The organism is Wolbachia endosymbiont (group A) of Hylaeus communis (genome assembly GCF_947251915.1).
Taxonomy (GTDB): domain Bacteria; phylum Pseudomonadota; class Alphaproteobacteria; order Rickettsiales; family Anaplasmataceae; genus Wolbachia; species Wolbachia pipientis.
This window is the reverse complement of sequence record NZ_OX366396.1, coordinates 666,622-684,874: the sequence shown is the minus strand read 5'-3', so window position 1 is coordinate 684,874 and position 18,253 is coordinate 666,622. Positions and strand designations below refer to the sequence as shown.

15 protein-coding genes are annotated in these 18,253 nt (G+C 34.8%); 5 read left to right on the top strand and 10 right to left on the bottom strand.

From position 1 onward, the window contains the following. Positions 1–19 precede the first annotated feature (19 nt). Positions 20–1,384: a pyruvate dehydrogenase complex dihydrolipoamide acetyltransferase gene (locus tag OPR52_RS03495; RefSeq protein WP_006280214.1), complete on the bottom strand. Its 1,365-nt coding sequence runs from the start codon at positions 1,382–1,384 to the stop codon at positions 20–22. A 73-nt stretch (positions 1,385–1,457) separates the two neighbouring features. Here OPR52_RS03495 and OPR52_RS03490 point away from each other — a divergent pair, with 73 nt between their 5' ends. Continuing rightward, the gene (locus OPR52_RS03490; protein WP_006280060.1) at positions 1,458–1,946 is read left to right on the top strand and encodes an SH3 domain-containing protein; all 489 of its coding nucleotides are present in this window, start codon (positions 1,458–1,460) and stop codon (positions 1,944–1,946) included. Here the strand turns inward: OPR52_RS03490 and OPR52_RS03485 are convergent. From OPR52_RS03485 to OPR52_RS03455, 7 genes are all read right to left on the bottom strand, one after another. Next, positions 1,943–2,428, bottom strand: coding sequence for a WBM0748 family T4SS-associated protein (locus tag OPR52_RS03485; protein WP_010082090.1), 486 nt, complete (start codon positions 2,426–2,428; stop codon positions 1,943–1,945). The genes OPR52_RS03490 and OPR52_RS03485 overlap by 4 nt on opposite strands. 123 nt (positions 2,429–2,551) lie before the next feature. Next, positions 2,552–5,368: a hypothetical protein gene (locus tag OPR52_RS03480; RefSeq protein ID WP_265038436.1), complete on the bottom strand. Its 2,817-nt coding sequence runs from the start codon at positions 5,366–5,368 to the stop codon at positions 2,552–2,554. Next, the gene (locus tag OPR52_RS03475; RefSeq protein ID WP_265038435.1) at positions 5,349–7,703 is read right to left on the bottom strand and encodes a VirB4 family type IV secretion/conjugal transfer ATPase; all 2,355 of its coding nucleotides are present in this window, start codon (positions 7,701–7,703) and stop codon (positions 5,349–5,351) included. Before OPR52_RS03475 ends, OPR52_RS03480 begins: the two co-directional genes overlap by 20 nt. A gap of 44 nt (positions 7,704–7,747) precedes the next feature. Further along, the gene (locus OPR52_RS03470) at positions 7,748–8,122 is read right to left on the bottom strand and encodes a hypothetical protein (RefSeq protein ID WP_265038465.1); all 375 of its coding nucleotides are present in this window, start codon (positions 8,120–8,122) and stop codon (positions 7,748–7,750) included. 94 nt (positions 8,123–8,216) lie between these two features. After that, positions 8,217–9,467, bottom strand: coding sequence for a hypothetical protein (locus OPR52_RS03465; RefSeq protein WP_265038434.1), 1,251 nt, complete (start codon positions 9,465–9,467; stop codon positions 8,217–8,219). A gap of 123 nt (positions 9,468–9,590) precedes the next feature. Then, complete coding sequence (locus OPR52_RS03460) at positions 9,591–10,619, bottom strand: NAD(P)H-dependent flavin oxidoreductase (RefSeq protein WP_265038433.1); 1,029 nt, start codon at positions 10,617–10,619, stop codon at positions 9,591–9,593. 5 nt (positions 10,620–10,624) lie between these two features. Next, the gene (locus OPR52_RS03455; RefSeq protein WP_010082022.1) at positions 10,625–11,146 is read right to left on the bottom strand and encodes a cytochrome b; all 522 of its coding nucleotides are present in this window, start codon (positions 11,144–11,146) and stop codon (positions 10,625–10,627) included. A gap of 1,019 nt (positions 11,147–12,165) precedes the next feature. Here OPR52_RS03455 and OPR52_RS03450 point away from each other — a divergent pair. The 4 genes from OPR52_RS03450 to OPR52_RS03435 all read left to right on the top strand — a co-directional run bounded on the left by OPR52_RS03450 (position 12,166) and on the right by OPR52_RS03435 (position 15,541). Next, positions 12,166–13,353: a phosphoglycerate kinase gene (locus tag OPR52_RS03450; RefSeq protein ID WP_265038432.1), complete on the top strand. Its 1,188-nt coding sequence runs from the start codon at positions 12,166–12,168 to the stop codon at positions 13,351–13,353. Positions 13,354–13,411: 58 nt separating this feature from the next. Further along, on the top strand, positions 13,412–14,239 hold the full coding sequence (locus tag OPR52_RS03445; protein ID WP_458694410.1) for an EndoU domain-containing protein: 828 nt from the start codon (positions 13,412–13,414) through the stop codon (positions 14,237–14,239). A 97-nt stretch (positions 14,240–14,336) separates the two neighbouring features. Continuing rightward, positions 14,337–14,681, top strand: a complete 345-nt coding sequence (locus tag OPR52_RS03440; protein WP_265038430.1) for a diacylglycerol kinase — start codon at positions 14,337–14,339, stop codon at positions 14,679–14,681. Positions 14,682–14,708: 27 nt separating this feature from the next. After that, a protein-coding gene (locus tag OPR52_RS03435; RefSeq protein WP_265037890.1) for an IS5-like element ISWpi1 family transposase occupies positions 14,709–15,541 on the top strand; the annotation gives its coding sequence in 2 pieces (ribosomal slippage) (positions 14,709–15,078 and positions 15,078–15,541; 834 coding nt in all). Between the two features lie 75 nt (positions 15,542–15,616). Here OPR52_RS03435 and OPR52_RS03430 read toward each other — a convergent pair. Continuing rightward, positions 15,617–16,489 (bottom strand): RluA family pseudouridine synthase, encoded by an 873-nt coding sequence (locus OPR52_RS03430; RefSeq protein WP_264723477.1) that lies wholly within the window; start codon positions 16,487–16,489, stop codon positions 15,617–15,619. 364 nt (positions 16,490–16,853) lie between these two features. Beyond that, positions 16,854–18,245, bottom strand: a complete 1,392-nt coding sequence (locus OPR52_RS03425; protein ID WP_265038429.1) for a hypothetical protein — start codon at positions 18,243–18,245, stop codon at positions 16,854–16,856. Positions 18,246–18,253: the final 8 nt, after the last annotated feature.

The window sequence follows — 18,253 nt, the reverse complement described above, 5'->3', positions numbered from 1 at the left end:
TAATTTTGTAATAACAATGCTAATAGATTACCGCAGTTTCAATAAGCATCACCAGAGGATTCTCTATATAATGCTTAAAGGCATTTAAAAACTTTGCTCCGAGTGCCCCATCAACTGCTCTATGGTCAACAGAGAGCGTTACTGTCATTATTTCTGCTATTTCTATTTTCTCATTCATAACAATTGGTTGTTTTTTAGATGCACCAACTGCCATAATGCAAGATTGCGGCGGATTGATTATAGCACTGAAGGCTTTTATACCAAACATCCCTAAGTTGGAGATAGTAAACCCTCCTCCTTGAAACTCTTCAGGTTTCAATTTTCCAGATCTTGCTCTGCTTACTAAATCTTTCACTTCTTTTGATATAGATAAAATACCCTTTTTATCAGCATTTTTTACTATAGGAGTAATTAGCCCATCTTCAAGTGCCACAGCGATTGAAATATCTATATTTGAATATCTCAGTATTTTATTATCTATCCACGAAGAATTTATATCAGGAAATTTTTTCATGCTGAAAGCTGCAGCTTTTATGATTAGATCATTAATTGTTACTTTATTGTTTTCATCTGCTGAGTTAATCTCGTTTTTTAACGATATTAACTTATCAACCTGGCAGTCTACAGTTAAATAAAAATGTGGAACATTCTGTTTTGATTCAGTCAGGCGCTGTGCTATCACTTGGCGCATGTTGCTTACTTCAACTATGGTATCTTTCTCAGGACTTTCAGTATGTATACCACTGCCTAAAAACTCCAACACATCAGCCTTAATTATGCGACCATATGGTCCTGTACCTTTTAATTGCTGCACATTAACCCCTTCATTTTGAGCTATTTTCTTAGCTAATGGGCTTATTTTTGTTCTACCTTCTGCATAACCCTCTGTCATCTGAGTAGCTGACACTGGGATCCATTCTTCTTTTCTAGATCCCAGTGTCAAGCACTGGGATGACATTGAGGGGTTGGATTCCAGCGTCACGCGCTGGAATGACACCGAAGAATGACTTATTGGCTTTCCGTTTAAATCTTGGTGTTCTGATTTTTGATTATCAACAGCACTTTTTGTCACTTCCTTTTTAACTGCACTATTGATGGAAGTTGAAGTATAGTTGTTAAGTGCACTTTCATCTTCTCCTTCTTCCAGCATTAAAGCTATTGGTTGATTTACAGGCACGCCACTTGTTCCTTCTGTTACTAAAATTTTTGCTAAAACTCCTTCATCTATAGATTCAAACTCCATTATGGCTTTATCAGTCTCTATCTCAGCAATTACGTCGCCTACTTCAACTTTGTCTTGTTCTTTTTTATGCCACTTTACAATTTTTCCTCCAGTTTTGCTCATTGTCGGTGAAAGAGCAGGCATTAATATTTCTATAGGCATTGATTTTGCATTTAAAGATCTATTCAATTTTTAATTTACTCTTTATCTTATGTCAACCTAATCGTGAATTATGATGAATAAGTCTGTTACACTATCCCTCACGTTATCCCAGTGCGTGACACTGGGATCTTGGTTCAGTACTATTATCCTATTGTTTTTATTATTTAGCCATAGCTTGTTTGCTAACAACTTTGTTTCAACCAAATCAAATAAGATCAACATGAGAACGGGGCCAGGGTTTCACTATCCTGTAAAATGGATATACACTTGCAAAAATCTGCCCCTGAAAGTGATAGAAGAGTTTGAGAGTTGGAAAAAGGTCTGCGATATAGATGAAGACTGCGGATGGATAAAAGGCAATCTTCTTAGTGATAAGCGCTACGCGATTGTAAAAGAAGATACTTATGGATATCAAAAACAGAGTGTAGACAGCAAGATTACTATGAAAATAGACAAGTTTGTTGTGATGAAGATAGAAAAATGCAACGAAGAATGGTGCTTTCTTTCCACCCCAAAACGCAAAGCATGGGTACAAAAAAAACATATATATGGGGTTGATTAGGTTGACAAAAGATCTGAATTAACACTAGTTTCTGGGCCTTCTGTAGCATGCTCTTCAGATGAAGCAGAGGGTTCTTGAGGCTCTGGAGACTGTACAGGGCTATCACAGAAACTCCTTAACATCTCCTCAGCGGATGAATCTAAAATTTGTACAATAGACTTTTCACTCTGCTCTTTTAGCGATTGATCCACTCTAGAAATCAACTCAGAAAACTCGCTACCTGATTTTTCAGCTTCACTTTTTATTTTACTTTCTATGCTTGCAATATTACCTTGGTCAATTTCTTCTTTTGTTATGTTGAATGACTTTGCAACATCTTGATATCCAATCTTGCAATTTCCACAACCAATTATGCAAAAAGTAATAGAATCAGATATTTCGCTTGCAGCCCAATTATGTATAGTGTAAGCCAAATAATTGTCATGGTATTTAATGCTAAATTGTTGTTCTATTAACTCAGAAATTTTATTCTTTAGAGACATAAAGCACCCTCCTCTTACATTCGTTATACCTTTTTGTTAAGATACAGCAATTACACCATTTACTACATGCTTTACTTTAATTAATTATTAAAACAAGAGCATCATTCCCAGAGCTATATCTTTTTACCTTGATAATTCTTTTTTGACTTCCTCTTTAATTATCCCACTTATATTCACGTTAAGATCCCCTACCCAAAAATCAGTCATAGTTTCAAGATCGTATAGATCCTCTATTACTTTTTTAATAGCAGCATTTATTTCTTCTTCGTCAAATTCCTTTATAATAGGTCTAATCTTCACATACCCTGGAGAGCCTTTACCATAAATTCCTTTGCTTTTATTAATGCAGCCACCTGCACCAGATCTACTGCTTCTCAAACCACTTCCACACTCTACTGTTTCATACTTGATTTCACCATTTTCTATATATGCTATTTGATTGTCTTGTGTAGACTTCAGTTTATCTGCCTTTACAATTTTCTCCTCTAGCTTTAAATCTTGCTTATGAATTACTGTTTCCTCATAACCCTTACCACCGTATGTTCTATACTCACCTCCACCTGCAACAGTAATCAGTTGCTGGCAATGTTGCTTCTGCGAATTGCACATTTCTATGAAAACAGGTCCCCCGTCCTTATCTGAGAAGTTACTTTCCTGGTTACCCCCTCCCTCTGTGACTTGCACCTTAATTATAGGATAATTAGGATCGATTTTCAGTTTAGCTTTAATATAATCTCCTGGCATCCCTACTCTGCTTTCAGTAGAATGGCATTTTTGATTGTCACAGCCACTACCTTGTATATGACCTGCTTCACCACTTCCCCACGCTTCTATTTTAATACGATCAAATTTTATTGATAAGTCATCTGTATAAACATCTTTATTTTTATGATCATAGGATTTTGCATTATTTTTTTCAAGATCTGGTTTCTTATTTTTCAGATGTTCCTTGATTATCTCTTTTAATTTTTCTTTTAATTTCTTTTTGAGACCTTCTAAATCGAACCTACACAATTTATCAGCGTAAAAGACCTCCGTTCTGTTTGCTTTAATTGGTGCTTCTTGTTGTGTGACAACGCCATTTGTATTTTGTGAAATCTTTGTATAAAAAGGTTGAGTGTTTTCTTTGTCTACATATCGTGTTGAACGGCTGCATGTTCCAGTAAAGCAGATACAACCATCATCACCTTGATTACATTTTTCTCTATGCTCTACATCCGTCAATTTGTATACTACTTTCAGTCCTTTACTAGATTTAAATGTATCGTCTATCTCATCATTTCTTTTTACACAGTAACTGCATTCTCCCTTCTTCTGCTCATTTTCATCAGGGAAGAAAACATACCCTTGTTTATTGAATATTATTTTATCTAACTCACTCTGATCTCTGTTTAAGAGATCGGCTCTTTTATTTTCCTTGCTTGGAAGATAATAGAACTGATTTGATTCCTTGGAGTAAACAGCATTGTATTTAGTATATCTTGTTCCCATTAATTTTAGTGGTATTATTTTATTTTCTCTTTTAAGAACAAACTCCTCTGGTTCTGGCTGCCATCCAGAAAGACAAAGCATTTTACTGTTAGAATTTCCTTTATACTTTACTTCTATTTCCGGCTGCCTAGAGTTATTAAATTCACATTGAATAGATTTGTCTTTTAACTTTTTCTCAAAATCATTAAAACTATAAAAACTTCCGCCTTTAGAACATTTAATTTGCACATCAGGAACATAGCCATATTCTTTCAGAACTTTAAATTGTTGCGGATTACTTTCTAATATACCTTCTATAATATTATCAATATTACTATCAGTTGTTTTTGCTACTATTGCTGGTTTTACTACTTTTAAAGATAGGGGGCCAATGTTTATAGGATGGTTGAGGTCAGTATTAACATTAAAAGTACAGGAACCATTACTATAGGTTCCATGTGCTTTAGCACAAGTGCTCTCACTCATCTTCATTTCTACTTTCAATGTATTTTTATTTACTATCTCCACTATCTCAGGTTCTGGAGCAGGTGGTGCAGGAAAACAGCGGACGAACTGTGGATTTTGTTCATTTATACTTTGAGTTCCAAGGTATTCAGCGCAGAGCTTATCTTTTTCTCTATAGGTTTTGAAGTCATACGTGGTGCCATATTTGTCTGTAATAGGGTGTTCCTTAGCTTTATCTTTTCCATACTCTTTAGGGAAATCTAATTTTTCTCCAATCTTTCCGTCTTCTTCTATTAGATCACCAGCTATTACCTTAACCTTAGGGTCAAAGTAATCATTGTCTTCATGTGTTATAGGGATAATTCTAACTTGTGGAGGTGACATCGCAAGTTGTTCACAGAATGGAGGGGGGCTAGGTGCAAGTGGCACGGGAGCACATTTTACTGCCGTTTGGTAGCAGGTATCACAGACTTTTTCCATCTCCCCAGGACGAAAAATATTCTCACCCGAAAATACTCTAGAACCCCATGAAGAAATTCCTGACATACAAGCCCCTTTTTGACTGCAAGCACATATTCTAGGAGAGTTAGCGAATCTTCTTTTTTCCTCATCAGTAACACCGTCTGCCCATTCCCATTTAAGACCCCGAGCAATTTCTCCTCCAGCTTTTGTTTTATCCCCTTCCCAATCAATAAAAGCTGCAGCAGAAACTCCAGCTCCTGTACCTTGCGTTCCATATATCTGGCGGCAGGATTCCCCACTTTGTAAGTCATAACAATAACTTTGTCCATCATAAGCACATACTCTAATTTTGGGATTAAAGTAACCATCAACTCCTTGATCTTTTATTGCTTGCACCTTAATTTCCTTTACCCAATCTCCACCAACTATTGCTTCCCACCAAGTATTACTTTCTACAAATGTTGGACAATCAGCATATCCTTGATACGAAAGACCAAGTATCAAAAAAAATATCAATAAGAAATTAAGCTTTACACTTCTCATAAAATACCGGTAACCACTCATTAACTTCTTCTCCTTTTTCTTTTATTGCCTCATACATATACTTTATCGTCTCTTTGTTAGCTGAAAGTACATGTATTTCTTGCATATTCTTTAAATCTAAATTTAAAGTTACTAATCCTTTATACTGTTTTATCAAAAATAAACCTTCCTGCGTTGGCGTCTGCAGAATTATATTCAGCTCCTCTTTTGATAAAGAAAATGCTTTCATGTATAATCTATTTGCATTGACGTTCGGCATCAAGATTCTTGTATCAACATGTTTATCTAAATATTGAGTAAATTTGCTAGCAAATGCGAGATTTAAATTTTCAGTACTTAGGATTACTACAACATTTAGTTCCGTCATTCTTTGCATCCAGTTATCAAACTCTTTCTCTGTAGGAAAAATATTACTTATCTCCCATGCTTCATCCAAAACAAGTATTGCAGGCGAGCCATCACATTTTGCCTCAAAAGAATATAAAAAATAGTAAAGTATCACGGACATACATTCCTTTTGTTTTGTAAGGTTTGCGGTGTTGAGAGATATAATTTTTGTTTCCCAGTCAATATCTGATTCATTACCATCTTGAAATAAGTAAGCAAAGTCACCATCGTCACACCATCTACTTATCTTACCCCCAAGGAGCAAGAGCACCTCAGAAATTTGTGAAATAGAACGTGATTCCTTGGGTATAGCAAATATAGAATCCACAATTTTTCTTATCTTTTCTTCTACGTCCACCAAGCTCGTATCGGCTACCATTCTTCTGATCAGTTCAACCAACATATTGCGATTGGAAGCACTATCTTCAATGTTTAGTGGATTAAATTTTAGGCTTTTGTCCTTATATTTTGGATCGATTATGTAATATTTACCACTCACTGCTTTAGTAAAAATTATTGATTTTCCAGTGTTATCCAATATGACAATTCTTGGGTTAAACTTTCTTGATTCTGATAATAGAAAATTAATGAGTGAAGTTCTGCCTGAATTTGGAGCTCCGAGTATCGTAGTATGGCCATTATTTCTTTTTCCATGAAAATTAAAGAAGTAAGGATTTCCTTTTTTTGAGAAAAAAATCATTACCGCTTCTTTCCACCTTCTTCCTTTTAATGTACCTGACGTAAAATCGTGCAGCATAGCAAAGCTGCAAGCGTATTTTGTTAAGATATTTTTCGGTTGCGTAATAAAAGCAAAATTGCCTGGAAGTTGTGCCCAAAAATGACTTTCCATATGTAAATCAGTTCTAAACATCATGAAGCCAACTAATGACATTATAGAAGATAAATCACTAATACTTTCAGCTAACTTATTCCTATCATCTGCAAATATTGTAAAAATAATTTTCTGTTGGCAGAAGTCTATACTAGAGGTCTTTTCAAGCTCTATTATTTCTTCAATTCCTGAGCTTTTAAGTAAGGTATTATCCTCACTAATTTGCAGCATGTTGATTTGTTTTTTAAATTCTTTTATTGCTTTGTTATTACTAGTAAATATCATTATTTCTGTAATGATAAATTCAGATTCAAGCTGCAAGCATCTATCTATATTACCTAAAGAGATTTCCCGGTATTCTTTTATGCTGAAAATAGAGCCAAATTTCTGTTGATTTTCAAATATTGTTTGAAACGTATTGAAACCAAAAGCTATTTTAAAATTTCTAATATATTGCGACAGGTCCCTTTCATGTATTGGATAATCTTTGTGCGTTAATGTAACAATATAGTGGAGAAATTCTATCATTTCAGAATATATTTTACCTTCACTAAACCTTAGACTCAGTTTTTTAGCTCCAAAAGGTCCTAAATCATTTTGAATTACGTCAGTTATCTTTTGCAACTCCTGATGGCTTTCTTGTAAAGACAACTTATGCTTATTCTTTATTCTATTGAAAAAAAACGAATTATTAGTATGCTTGCCAAAATCGCTAAACAATATTACAATGTATAGTTCATTTATATACTGTAATTTACTATCAGTTAGTTTATTAAACCACGTTGAATGTAGGTTGTCAGAGAAGTCTTCAGTTTTATTCCATTTCAAGCTCAGTTTATTGCGCTTTCTAACGGTATGAATCCAAACGGTAAAATACAGGCTATTAATATTTTTTGATATGCTTTTTCTAATTTCAGTTCTGAGGTCGCTGTAGTTATCAACAGAAGAATAATCTTCTAACTTGATTATTTTTAACAATTCTCCCTGTTTTGTTAGTATGGTTTCTTCATCGTAATGACAAGCATAAGGAACAAAATCTAAATCAATGCTTTCTAGTAATGCTAAGTTGTTCTTTTTTTTAATCTTAGAGTTAACTGTTGGTACTTTTAACTGCATATGCGTATTCAATAAAGATAATTAAAAAAGATAAAAATACTATCTTAATTTTTATCTTTTTTTTCGCTATCGGATTGTAATTTTATATCTTTTGCAAAGTTAAATTTTTCTTTTAAGTAGTCTGTTGCCTTTTCTGTACTACCGAACATCAGGACCAGTACACCAAACATTATCATAAAAAAGATTAGACCTCTGAACACTACTGCAAGTATCACTGCAGCTATACACAACCCTATGATTGTTGAAGGACTCATATTTTCTACAGTATCTTTAACTGAAAATGAAGAAATAAAATTTTTTACCGTTTCTTGTATACCCTTTAATTCATCACTCGCCGAACTTGCTTCGCTAGAATATGATGCAAAAACGAAACTTAATAAGGCTATAAAAACCAAAACTTTATTCAATTGAATGCGCATCAACTAAACACCTTTTAAACATTCCTCAAATATAACAACTTTTATATCAATAGGCAAGAACTGAATTCACTTATCCACTACAAGTAACACATATTTAATTTTTACCGCTGCGAACATGCTGTAAGCTCTTATCATCAACAAGAGGACTCACATTAATGGATGTTAATTTACTTGATAGGAAGTTTGAATGCAATTCAGCTACTGCTGCTATAGCAAGCACTGCAACCATAGCAAGTAGTCCTGCTCCTATCAATCCTGATGTCATTGCTCCTGCAACAATGCACCCTATTGTGGAGAGAGCACAACCTGCTACAAGTGCAACGTGAAGATTTCTGTTATTGGGTTGGTTTTTAAGTAGGATATCTTTCTTAACTTGATCTGGATTTGCTTGACCATCTGAGTTTTCATTTTCTTGCATTTTTGGCTCTTTTTTTACAGTCTGCTCTGGCTGCACTTGAGTCTCGTTTTCTTTTGGGGATTCCAAATTTGATTCTAATAACTCAGTTTTTTCTCCACCCTCTGGTTGTAAGCCATTATCTTCTTCAACAGAGCTCAATGTTGAGTTTAAACTTTCCTCAGATGAAGTGCTTGCTATTGATGTTAAACTGTTTTTTCTACTATTTATTGGTGATATCGAGTTTTTTTCACTCAGTCCAGGTGAGTCTATTCCACTATCTGAGTCATTGCCACTACTGAGTTTAGAAGTTTGCTTCTCCTCTATTTCTTTCACAACCTTGCTATATTTTTCAAACACTTCCTCTGTAACATCTGAATTACTAAGTATTTTATTATCACCACTTTTTTTCTCAGCTACATTCAAGGGTGTTTCTTGTGTGTTGTTTTGCTCTTCAATATGTTTTAGCTGCATTTGATCTTCAATATTTTCTTCAACAGCATTTGGTATTGAGCTTACACTGCTGCTCCTGTTAGTAATATCCAAAATTGTTTGTACTATTGCTGCCTTTTTTTTTGAGTCTAGTTTTTTTGACTCTGTTATTTCTGCTTTCAACGCTGGAAGAAAGTGTTGGATATAATTATTATAATGTTCTCTTTTTTTCCCCACTGATTTTTCTAACTCAGCTAATGCTTCAGGACTAGTTCCTTGCTTGGATGACTCTAAGTGTTTTGCAATAGCCTGCTCATTTTGTCGTTCTCTCAGTATTTTTTCCAATTCAGCCAATGTTTTAGGACTAGCTCCCTGCTTGAACAACCTTTTGCATTCTTTGGAAGTCTCATCTTGATTTTCTTGATAATTTTCTGCTGTTACCTTTCTGTATATAGTGTTGCTCAATTGTTGGTTAATATCTCCTTCCTTACTCTTAGGTTTTTTAAAAGGACTGTGCATAACATTCCTCCATACATAATAAAATGTATAGATACCTCTTTAGCGTTAATTTTACATTAAAACTGGGCAATTATGCCATATTATAAATAATTGCGACAACTTGCTTATTGGAAGGTCGTTTAACTATTTGCTTTCTGGGCTTTCTACTTCTACAGATTTGCTATTAATATGATTCTTTGCTTGTTGAACTAACATATCCACTACTTCTTTTACAGGCTTTTCCCTATCAACCATGCCAACACTTTGGCCGGCCATTAAAGATCCTGTTTCAACATCTCCTTCAATCACTGCCCTTCTTAAAGCTCCAGCCCAGAACTTTTCTATTTCAAGCTGCCCATCTTCTTTTGAGATCTGTCCCTTTTGGTATTCATCAATAACTTCTTTTTGACGCTTCATGAAGTCATCGCTTGCTTTGTTGGCTATAGCTCTTACAGGAATTACAGGAAAATCAGCACTTATCTGTACAGAAGGTATTGCATTACGTGCGGCCGATTTAATAAACACTTCCTTAAAATTTTTGTGGGCAATTGACTCATTAGTGCAGACAAATAATGTACCTATTTGACAGCCACTTGCTCCCATTTCCAGGTAATTAACTATCATTTCACCTCTTCCTATTCCACCTGCAACAAACACTGGTATTTGTTCATTTTTAAAATGAGGCAATATCTCTTGTGCAAGAACAGAAGTGCTAACTGGACCTATATGCCCACCTGCTTCCATTCCTTCTATTATTAATGCATCTACTCCCATTTTTACTAACCTTTTCGCAAGGCTTAATGCTGGTGCAAAGCACATAACTTTAATGCCTGCACCCTTGATTTTTTCTATATTAGGCTTTGTTGGCAGTCCACCGGCAAGCACTATATGGCTCACTTTCGTTTCAATACACACATCTATCAACTCACTCAACTTTGGGTGCATAGTAATTAGGTTTACACCAAATGGCTTGTTAGTTAATTTTTGTGTCTCTATGATTTCTTTTTCCAGTAAGTATGGGAACATTGCACCACATGCAATCACACCAAAACCACCAGCGTTTGAGATTGCTGAGACCAAGTTTCTCTCTGAAACCCAGCTCATAGCACCACCCATTATAGCAAACTCACTGCCAAGAAAATCTGTTCCTTTTTTCCAGAGGCTACTTAACATATAACCTATATCATACGTTTAAAAATGTTTTGTTTATCTATAAATGTGTGTTTTAAGGCGCCAAGTATATGTAAGATTATAAAGAGTACCATAAAATATGCAAGCATCGAATGTAGCTCGTTAGCCGTGTTAGCTAGATCTTTGTTTTGATTAATCAACAAAGGGATATGAAAAAAATATTTGATCTGTTTGCCAGAAGCAGAAGACATGACATAGCCAGATAGTGGCATTAGCACCATTAAAGAATATAAACCAAAGTGTACTGCTTTACTTATATTGATTACAAACCGAGAAAAATTTGCTGGAAGTGGTGGAACATAAGTAAAGACGCGAAAAAATATGCGTACTATGATTAATCCAAGAATAGTGATACCGCAAGCCTTATGAATAGCGTATATGTTGAACTTAATTTCATTGCTAAGTGGCAGGCTTTTCATATAAAGTCCAGAACAAAGCATACCGATAATAAAAACAGCCATCAACCAATGGATAACTCTTAAACCTAGGCTATATTTATCGTCTTCCATTTTGATTACCCTAAAGTAGCATTTATATAATAGAAAAACTATTTTTCAATCAAAATCATTAAAGCAATTTAGATTTACCGACAATGTAGCTATACAAATTCGACCCAGCCGGAAGTCAAGGGCACCTAAATCAAGAAACGGATTAAACGAAAAACTTACTTGACAAACTCCGCCAACCCCCTTATCATGAAACTCAAGCTATTTATTTATCTTCGCAATCTGTGCAGGTTAATGACAAAAAACTTAGGGTATTTGGCGTCTCATGTTTAATTTTTCGCACTACGTGCATCGCATGTCTTTAAAAATTTTTAGATTTTTACCTATATAAGCCGAAACGCGCTTACAAAGCGTTTAAGACAGCAAAAAACGTCAAATTGACAAGGGAGAATTTGAATGCTAGCTACTACGGGGTTTCTTTGCCTTTTTTCCTGCTTAGTAAATTTCTTAAACACTTGCGGTGTAGGTTAGTTGCAAGTTAAAAGCAGCTAAATCGCTCTTAATCAAGCGTTTTAGAATAAAAAAAACGCCGGTATTTTAGTACATGGTAAATAGCCAACCACCACGAGGCTTCTTTTGCCTTTTTTTTATTTGGTAAATTTCTTAAACATTTATAGTTACAATTTAAGAGCCCGTAAAGGGTGTCATTCCAGTGCCCCTCTGATGTATTCCAGTGCTTGACACTGGAATACAGTTTTCCATATAATCTCATCGAAAATGTTGTAACCACTTTCCATGCTAGTTTGCTTGTGAACAAGCAAACTTTTCTGGATCCCAGTGTCTGGGCACTGGGATGACAAGAGAAGGTACTAGCCTGACACCCTGACAACCGTCATCCCGCTGCTTGTTAGCGGGATCTAGAGATACCGCGAATGAATCGCGGTATGACGGTTCGTGGTGGCATGACGATAAGGTTCCAGTGTCAAGCGTTTGGCGTGCAAATTTCCTTAAACGTTCGTATAACTCAAAACTTTACTTTAGGTCAAACTGCTGTATAGTGGCTTTATAGCTTTAGTTTTACAATGAATATACCCAGTATAGAAAATTGTGATCTTCACAATAAAACCGTCTTACTCAGAGTTGACTTCAATGTTCCTATAAAAGATGGAGAAATTCGTGATGTCACTCGTATTTTGAGAGCATTGCCTACTATTCATTATTTAGTGAATGCGAGTGCAAAGATTATTATTATATCGCATTTCGGACGCCCAAAGGCTAGAGACGATAATCTGTCACTAAAAAATATAATTGACACTTTATCACAGTTACTAAATAAAAAAGTGAAATTCATTGATGATTGCGTTGGTGAAAAAGTGCAAAAAGCAGTGAGTGCTATGGATGCAGGAGATATAATATTACTAGAGAATCTAAGATTTTATGAAGGTGAAAAGGAGAATGATGCAAACTTTGCCAGACAATTAGCATCTCTGGCGGATACATATGTCAATGATGCATTTTCTTGCTCTCACAGAGCTCACGCTTCTATTTCACGCATTACAGAGTTTTTACCTTCCTACGCGGGATTTTGCTTACAAGATGAGCTAAAGTGTCTTGAAAAAGCTGTATCGTTTAAAGCTAAACCTATTACTGCGATAGTTGGGGGAGCTAAAATATCAACTAAAATAAAAGTGCTTATGAAGCTAACAGAAAAGGTTGATTACCTAGTTCTAGGTGGTGCAATAGCCAATAATTTTTTGTCATTTAGCAAAGTAAATATAGGGAAATCTTTCTTTCAAAATGGTGTTGACGACCTTCTACATAATATTGTTGAAACAGCAAATAAAAACAATTGCAAAATAGTTGTGCCAGAAGACGTTCTGGTTGCAGTAAACTCTGATTACAGCACTAGTATTTCAAGAAAAACTGAGTCCATTTTGGACGGTGATATAATTTTGGATATCGGATCACAAACTTTGAGTACAATAAGCAGTATAATAGCGAGCAGTAAGACTCTGCTGTGGAATGGACCTATTGGTGTTTTTGAACATTCAGCTTTTGCAAATGGTACAATAGGGGTAATGAAAGTCGTAAGTGACTTAACGCACAAAGGAAAGTTAACCAGCATAATAGGGGGAGGTGATAGTCTATCTGCAATAAGCGCTGCAGGCCTTACCGATAAGGATTTTACATGTGTTTCCACTGGTGGAGGAGCGTTTTTAAGTTGGCTGGGTGGTGACGAAATGCCAGGAGTTGCTGCTCTGCAAAAATGATTAGATTAAAACTTTTTTAAATTGTTTCTTGTAAGCTAGCTTTTTTGTGAACGTGATTATGTCGAAGACAGTTAAACTAATTTTGTGTTTAATAATACCAATAATAGGGTTTATTTTTTATATTATGGATCATTATTTTCACACCGGCTATGTAGAAGAAAATGTTGAGGTCAATTTTGAACCATTTTTCAGTTCACAACCAGGTTATATACCACCGTTTCCAGAATTAACTGACTTCGATAGAGGAGTGTTGAAAGTTTGTGGAGATTGGGGAGCACATCCAGATAAAGAAGATTTCAAAATTTTACTTAGTTGTCCGCAGCATCAAGAAGTAGTGAAAGGAATATATGATGAGCTTGATCATCAAATTGTCACACCAGATGCGGATTTGGAGTTATTTAAAGATGAGCTGGCTAACATTTGGTTTACAAATAGTGGAAGTGAAAAAGAAACTGTAGGGTTTGGACATATTTTTTGTGGTGAGCCAAACGATAAATTAGGTGGCATGCATTTTGTAGGTAGATATGTTGAAGCTCAAGAAGATAAATGGGCAGGTGCAATTTGGAATGATAAGTCCCTATGCAATAAATCAGATATTAAGCCGCCAGTTTATACATTTGGAATGAAATATTTAGGTAAGGATGGGGAAGTGAAAGTTAAATGCCCAAATGGATACGCATATAACCTTCATGCTGATGATATTTTAATTTCTGCAACTAAGGCGTTTAAGGAATCAGGAAAGGATGGAATGTGCCTGTATAAAATGGAAGATGACGATTATCAATCAGTGTTTGTAAGAAAGAATGATGCTATACTCATGTTCTATCCCGACTTAACACCAAAATGTGATGATAAGAGTACTTATTGTAGTTGCAGTAAATCTTAATTTCAAAACCAATAGGGTGAACAAATGATAAAAATGTTATAGGGTGTAGCAAATCCAAATGAGTTAAAATTTTGATTAAAGGGTTTTGTGAATAATAATGAAGAAGGGCATTATTCGTCTAATAAAAGCAATTCAATACTCTTGTGAAGGAATAAAATCAGCTTTTATATCAGAAATTGCGTTCAGACAGGAGTTACTGCTTTTTATAGTATGTGTCTCAATTTTGTTTGTTTTGGATGTAAGTAATCTAGAACGTGCAGTAATGATAAGCAGTCTATTCCTGGTGTTAATTGTGGAAATTGTTAACACTGCTTTTGAAACGACAATTGAGCGTATTTCCAGTGAACAACACATACTTTCAAAAAAGGTGAAAGATCTAGGTAGTGCAGCAGTTTTTCTTTCATTAATTAGAGGTTGTCCGGAAACAAGTAAAAGGCTATAATATCTGAAATTTTAGTACGGGGTAAAGATGAGAAAAAAGTATCCAACAGATCTAAGCGAAAGGGAATGGGCAAGAATAGAAAAACACTTCAGAGTATCATACAAGAAAGGAGGAAGGCCGCCAAAGTATAGCAAAAGAGAAATATTAGAAGCAATTTTCTATGTATTGCGTACAGGGTGTCAATGGCGGTATTTACCAAATGATTTTCCGCTATGGAAGACTGTGTATGAGCAGTTCAGGCAATGGAAGAAGCAGGGAATTTTTGAGAAAATGAATTATGAAATTACAAAATATAGTAGAAGAAAAATAGGAAGGAATGAGCAGCCGAGTGCCTGTATAGTAGATAGTCAATCTGTAAAGACTACAGAAAAGGGGGGATCAAAGGCTATGATGGAAGTAAAAAAGTAAAGGGTAGAAAAAGGCATATAATTACAGACACTCAGGGTTTTATACTAGGTTGTTACGTAGGCGCTGCTAACGAAAATGATAGAGATGGTATTAAAATAGCATTAAACAATATGAGAACAAAATATACTAAAGTTAAAAAAATGTGGGCTGACATGGGATACCAAGGAAGAAATTTAAAGAATCACATAAAGGAAGAATATGACATAGATATTGAAATTGTTAAAAGGCCTACATGTAGATTTTGGGTGCACAAAGATACGCCACCTGAGCTACTACCAACAAGAGAACAAGGGTTTAAAGTACAGCCAAGAAGATGGGTTGTAGAAAGGACTTTTGCTTGGGTTAATAGGAATAGAAGGCTATCGAAGGAGTATGATTTACTCACAACATCCACTGAGAATTTCATATACCTAGCTATGAGTAGGGTTATGTTAAAGAGGGAATATGCTTGAATTTACTTGTTTCCGGACAACCTCTAAATTCCTGATAACATGGATGATAATATTGACAGGTTAATACGAATGTTATTAAGATATGTTGTCAAACTCACCAATTAAAGTTTTTATATCTTGCGGTAAATCAGAGACAAATTCCATGTATCCCTTACTTTTGGGGTGATATAAGCCCAGTGTATAAGCATGTAGTGCTTGTCTATTGAAATTACGAATAAAACTAGAGTTTTTAGCATATTTTGTGCTTTTACTACTATTTTTCCCATAAACTTGATCACCAACTATAGAATGTCCTATGTGGCTCATGTGGACTCGAATTTGGTGCGTTCTACCTGTTTCTAAAGTGCATTTAACGAGGCTTGCTTGTCCTATAACTTTCTCTACTGAGTAATGAGTGATTGCTAATTTGCCCGTTGTTTTTGTAACACACATCATTTCTTTATTACCACGCTTTGGAGCAATGTTAGTTTCTATAGTTCCCTGCTGGGAAGATAATATTCCCCAAACTACTGCTAAGTATTCCCGCTTTATTTTGCGATTCGATAACAATTCAGACAAAAAACTATGGGCTGCTTCATTTTTTGCAATTACCATTAGCCCACTAGTATCTTTATCGAGTCTATGAACAATTCCTGGTCTTACATCAAGGTGAGCGATAACTGCGTTCAAAAGCGTATCATTGTTTGTCCCAGCACCTGGGTGCACTGTTAATCCACTTTGTTTACTCAGAACTATAATGTCCTCATCTTCATAGACGATATCAAGTTTTATGTCATAATTAGGCTCAATTGATGTGGATATGTCAGGTTGAACGAGATGCACCACATACTCTTCATCTGGTTTTACTATGTAGTCATTATTAATTATCGGTGTGCCAAGTAATTTCACCTGCTCATTTTGTATCAATCTTTGCGCTTTGCTGCGTGATATGTTGCATTTTTCAGCTATATAGGTGTCTAACCTTAATTTCTCTTTATCATTATTAACACTTAAGGTTACTTCTAAGTGGTCTATAACAACTACCCCGCGCGAGCTACTGCAAATGCTGCTTGAATATTTTGATCTACAAAATCAACTTTTGTACTAGGAAGATCACCTTGTTTTTTAATATGGCAAATTGTTTGAGAGCCATCTTTCCAGTGAATTATTATTTTGTTATCAAAATCCCGTAATGTTGCCCAACCTTTTTTTCTTTATTATCTTTTTCTTCCAGCTTAATAGACTCTAATAAATAATATAGAAAGTCACTTGGGTTGCCATTGATTTTTTCTTTCCATTCATCTGTTTTTTCTTGTTCAGATTTTTTTTGCTCTCACTTTTCCTTCTTTTGCTGCAGCTTATTTTGTTCTGCTTCCAGCTCTAACTTTCTAACTTTGTCACGTAGTTCTTTGACTTTATTTTCTAATGTTAATAAATTATTAGTACTATTTTCATTTTTAGCTCCTGAATCAGGCGTACTTGGTTGAGTTTGTTTATTTTTTAACTTTTCTAGTTCATCGGTTACTTTTTTTAATTGTTCTTTCAATTCTATTTTCTCCTTTTCTGCATCCTCTTTTAACTTTTCTAGCATGCTAAGGAACTCGTTATCATTAGACTGCGTAGTTGATCGAAGCCAGCCTACAAGGCGGCTTGGTTCAAATCGTTCAATTTTATCTTCAGCAATTTTAATAGCATTCTCTAACCTAGAAAAAGTACCTTCAATATCTAGTGAATGTGCTTTTTTTGTCAATTCTTTAGTGTTGTTTAAAACTTCTGAAATTTCTGCATGTAGCCAATCTAAATCTTTTTTGATGTCTTCTCTGATTTTTTTTAGGTGATCAAGCGTTTCTTTAATGTTAATATTTGCAGGCTTTAAAAGACTATTATCAAGTAAATCGCAAGCTTTTTTAAGGTTACTGTCAAATGAGTTGCAAAGCGGACTAAGTAGTTTTTTCATTAGAGATATTAGTTCATTTTCCCTTTTACCAAGCTTATTTTCTACTACTGATACAACCATGCCCTTTCCAGACCAGTATGGAAATAGAAGACCTAAAGAACTGTGTTTTCTAATAGTATGATTTTCATGATCCACGCTATTACTTATTAGATTGCTAAGTGTTGATATGATGCATAAAAGAATAGCGACTAATAAAGCTATTAATATTATTGGAGCATTAATGGATTGTGATATTGCTGAAACTGCTATAATAGTACCAAATACATATGATCCAGTAAACAAGAGAATCCTATTTCTATTTTCTGCTTCTATATCTTCTGGTATTTCTCTCTGCGTCTTAGAAATTGGTAAAACTATTGAAAGCTTTTTCCTCTTACGATCTAAATTTGTTACAATTTCAATTTTTTTAGCTTCTTGAGCAATCTGGCTGTACTGTTCATCAACTTGATAGTTTCCTATTTTTTTATCTATTTCATTCTCTTTTATTTTTTGTGTATTTATAAAGTTTATAACAGCAGTAAATAAGAGAACTATAAGAGGAATAAAGGCAAGAGGTGCTGGCGTGAACGCAAACCCAGCAATACTTACTGTAACAGGATGAATAGAAAAGGCAGTAAATGCTATAAGAGTAGCAATGGTACTTGCTATCGATATAGTACCAGAATACTTTCTTATAGAGCTCAAAATTCTACTGGGCTGGTCAGAAAGTTTTCTAAATCCTAAAAAATCAAAATAGTCTTTGAAAGGATCTTTAGTGTCTGTAACCATAACATTTT

Bases quoted from the DNA above. Each gene is read 5' to 3' on its own strand.
- OPR52_RS03495 (WP_006280214.1), bottom strand. From the start codon at position 1,384: ATGCCTATAGAAATATTAATGCCTGCTCTTTCACCGACAATGAGCAAA.
- OPR52_RS03490 (WP_006280060.1), top strand. From the start codon at position 1,458: ATGAATAAGTCTGTTACACTATCCCTCACGTTATCCCAGTGCGTGACA.
- OPR52_RS03485 (WP_010082090.1), bottom strand. From the start codon at position 2,428: ATGTCTCTAAAGAATAAAATTTCTGAGTTAATAGAACAACAATTTAGC.
- OPR52_RS03480 (WP_265038436.1), bottom strand. From the start codon at position 5,368: ATGAGAAGTGTAAAGCTTAATTTCTTATTGATATTTTTTTTGATACTT.
- OPR52_RS03475 (WP_265038435.1), bottom strand. From the start codon at position 7,703: ATGCAGTTAAAAGTACCAACAGTTAACTCTAAGATTAAAAAAAAGAAC.
- OPR52_RS03470 (WP_265038465.1), bottom strand. From the start codon at position 8,122: ATGCGCATTCAATTGAATAAAGTTTTGGTTTTTATAGCCTTATTAAGT.
- OPR52_RS03465 (WP_265038434.1), bottom strand. From the start codon at position 9,467: ATGCACAGTCCTTTTAAAAAACCTAAGAGTAAGGAAGGAGATATTAAC.
- OPR52_RS03460 (WP_265038433.1), bottom strand. From the start codon at position 10,619: ATGTTAAGTAGCCTCTGGAAAAAAGGAACAGATTTTCTTGGCAGTGAG.
- OPR52_RS03455 (WP_010082022.1), bottom strand. From the start codon at position 11,146: ATGGAAGACGATAAATATAGCCTAGGTTTAAGAGTTATCCATTGGTTG.
- OPR52_RS03450 (WP_265038432.1), top strand. From the start codon at position 12,166: ATGAATATACCCAGTATAGAAAATTGTGATCTTCACAATAAAACCGTC.
- OPR52_RS03445 (WP_458694410.1), top strand. From the start codon at position 13,412: ATGTCGAAGACAGTTAAACTAATTTTGTGTTTAATAATACCAATAATA.
- OPR52_RS03440 (WP_265038430.1), top strand. From the start codon at position 14,337: ATGAAGAAGGGCATTATTCGTCTAATAAAAGCAATTCAATACTCTTGT.
- OPR52_RS03425 (WP_265038429.1), bottom strand. From the start codon at position 18,245: ATGGTTACAGACACTAAAGATCCTTTCAAAGACTATTTTGATTTTTTA.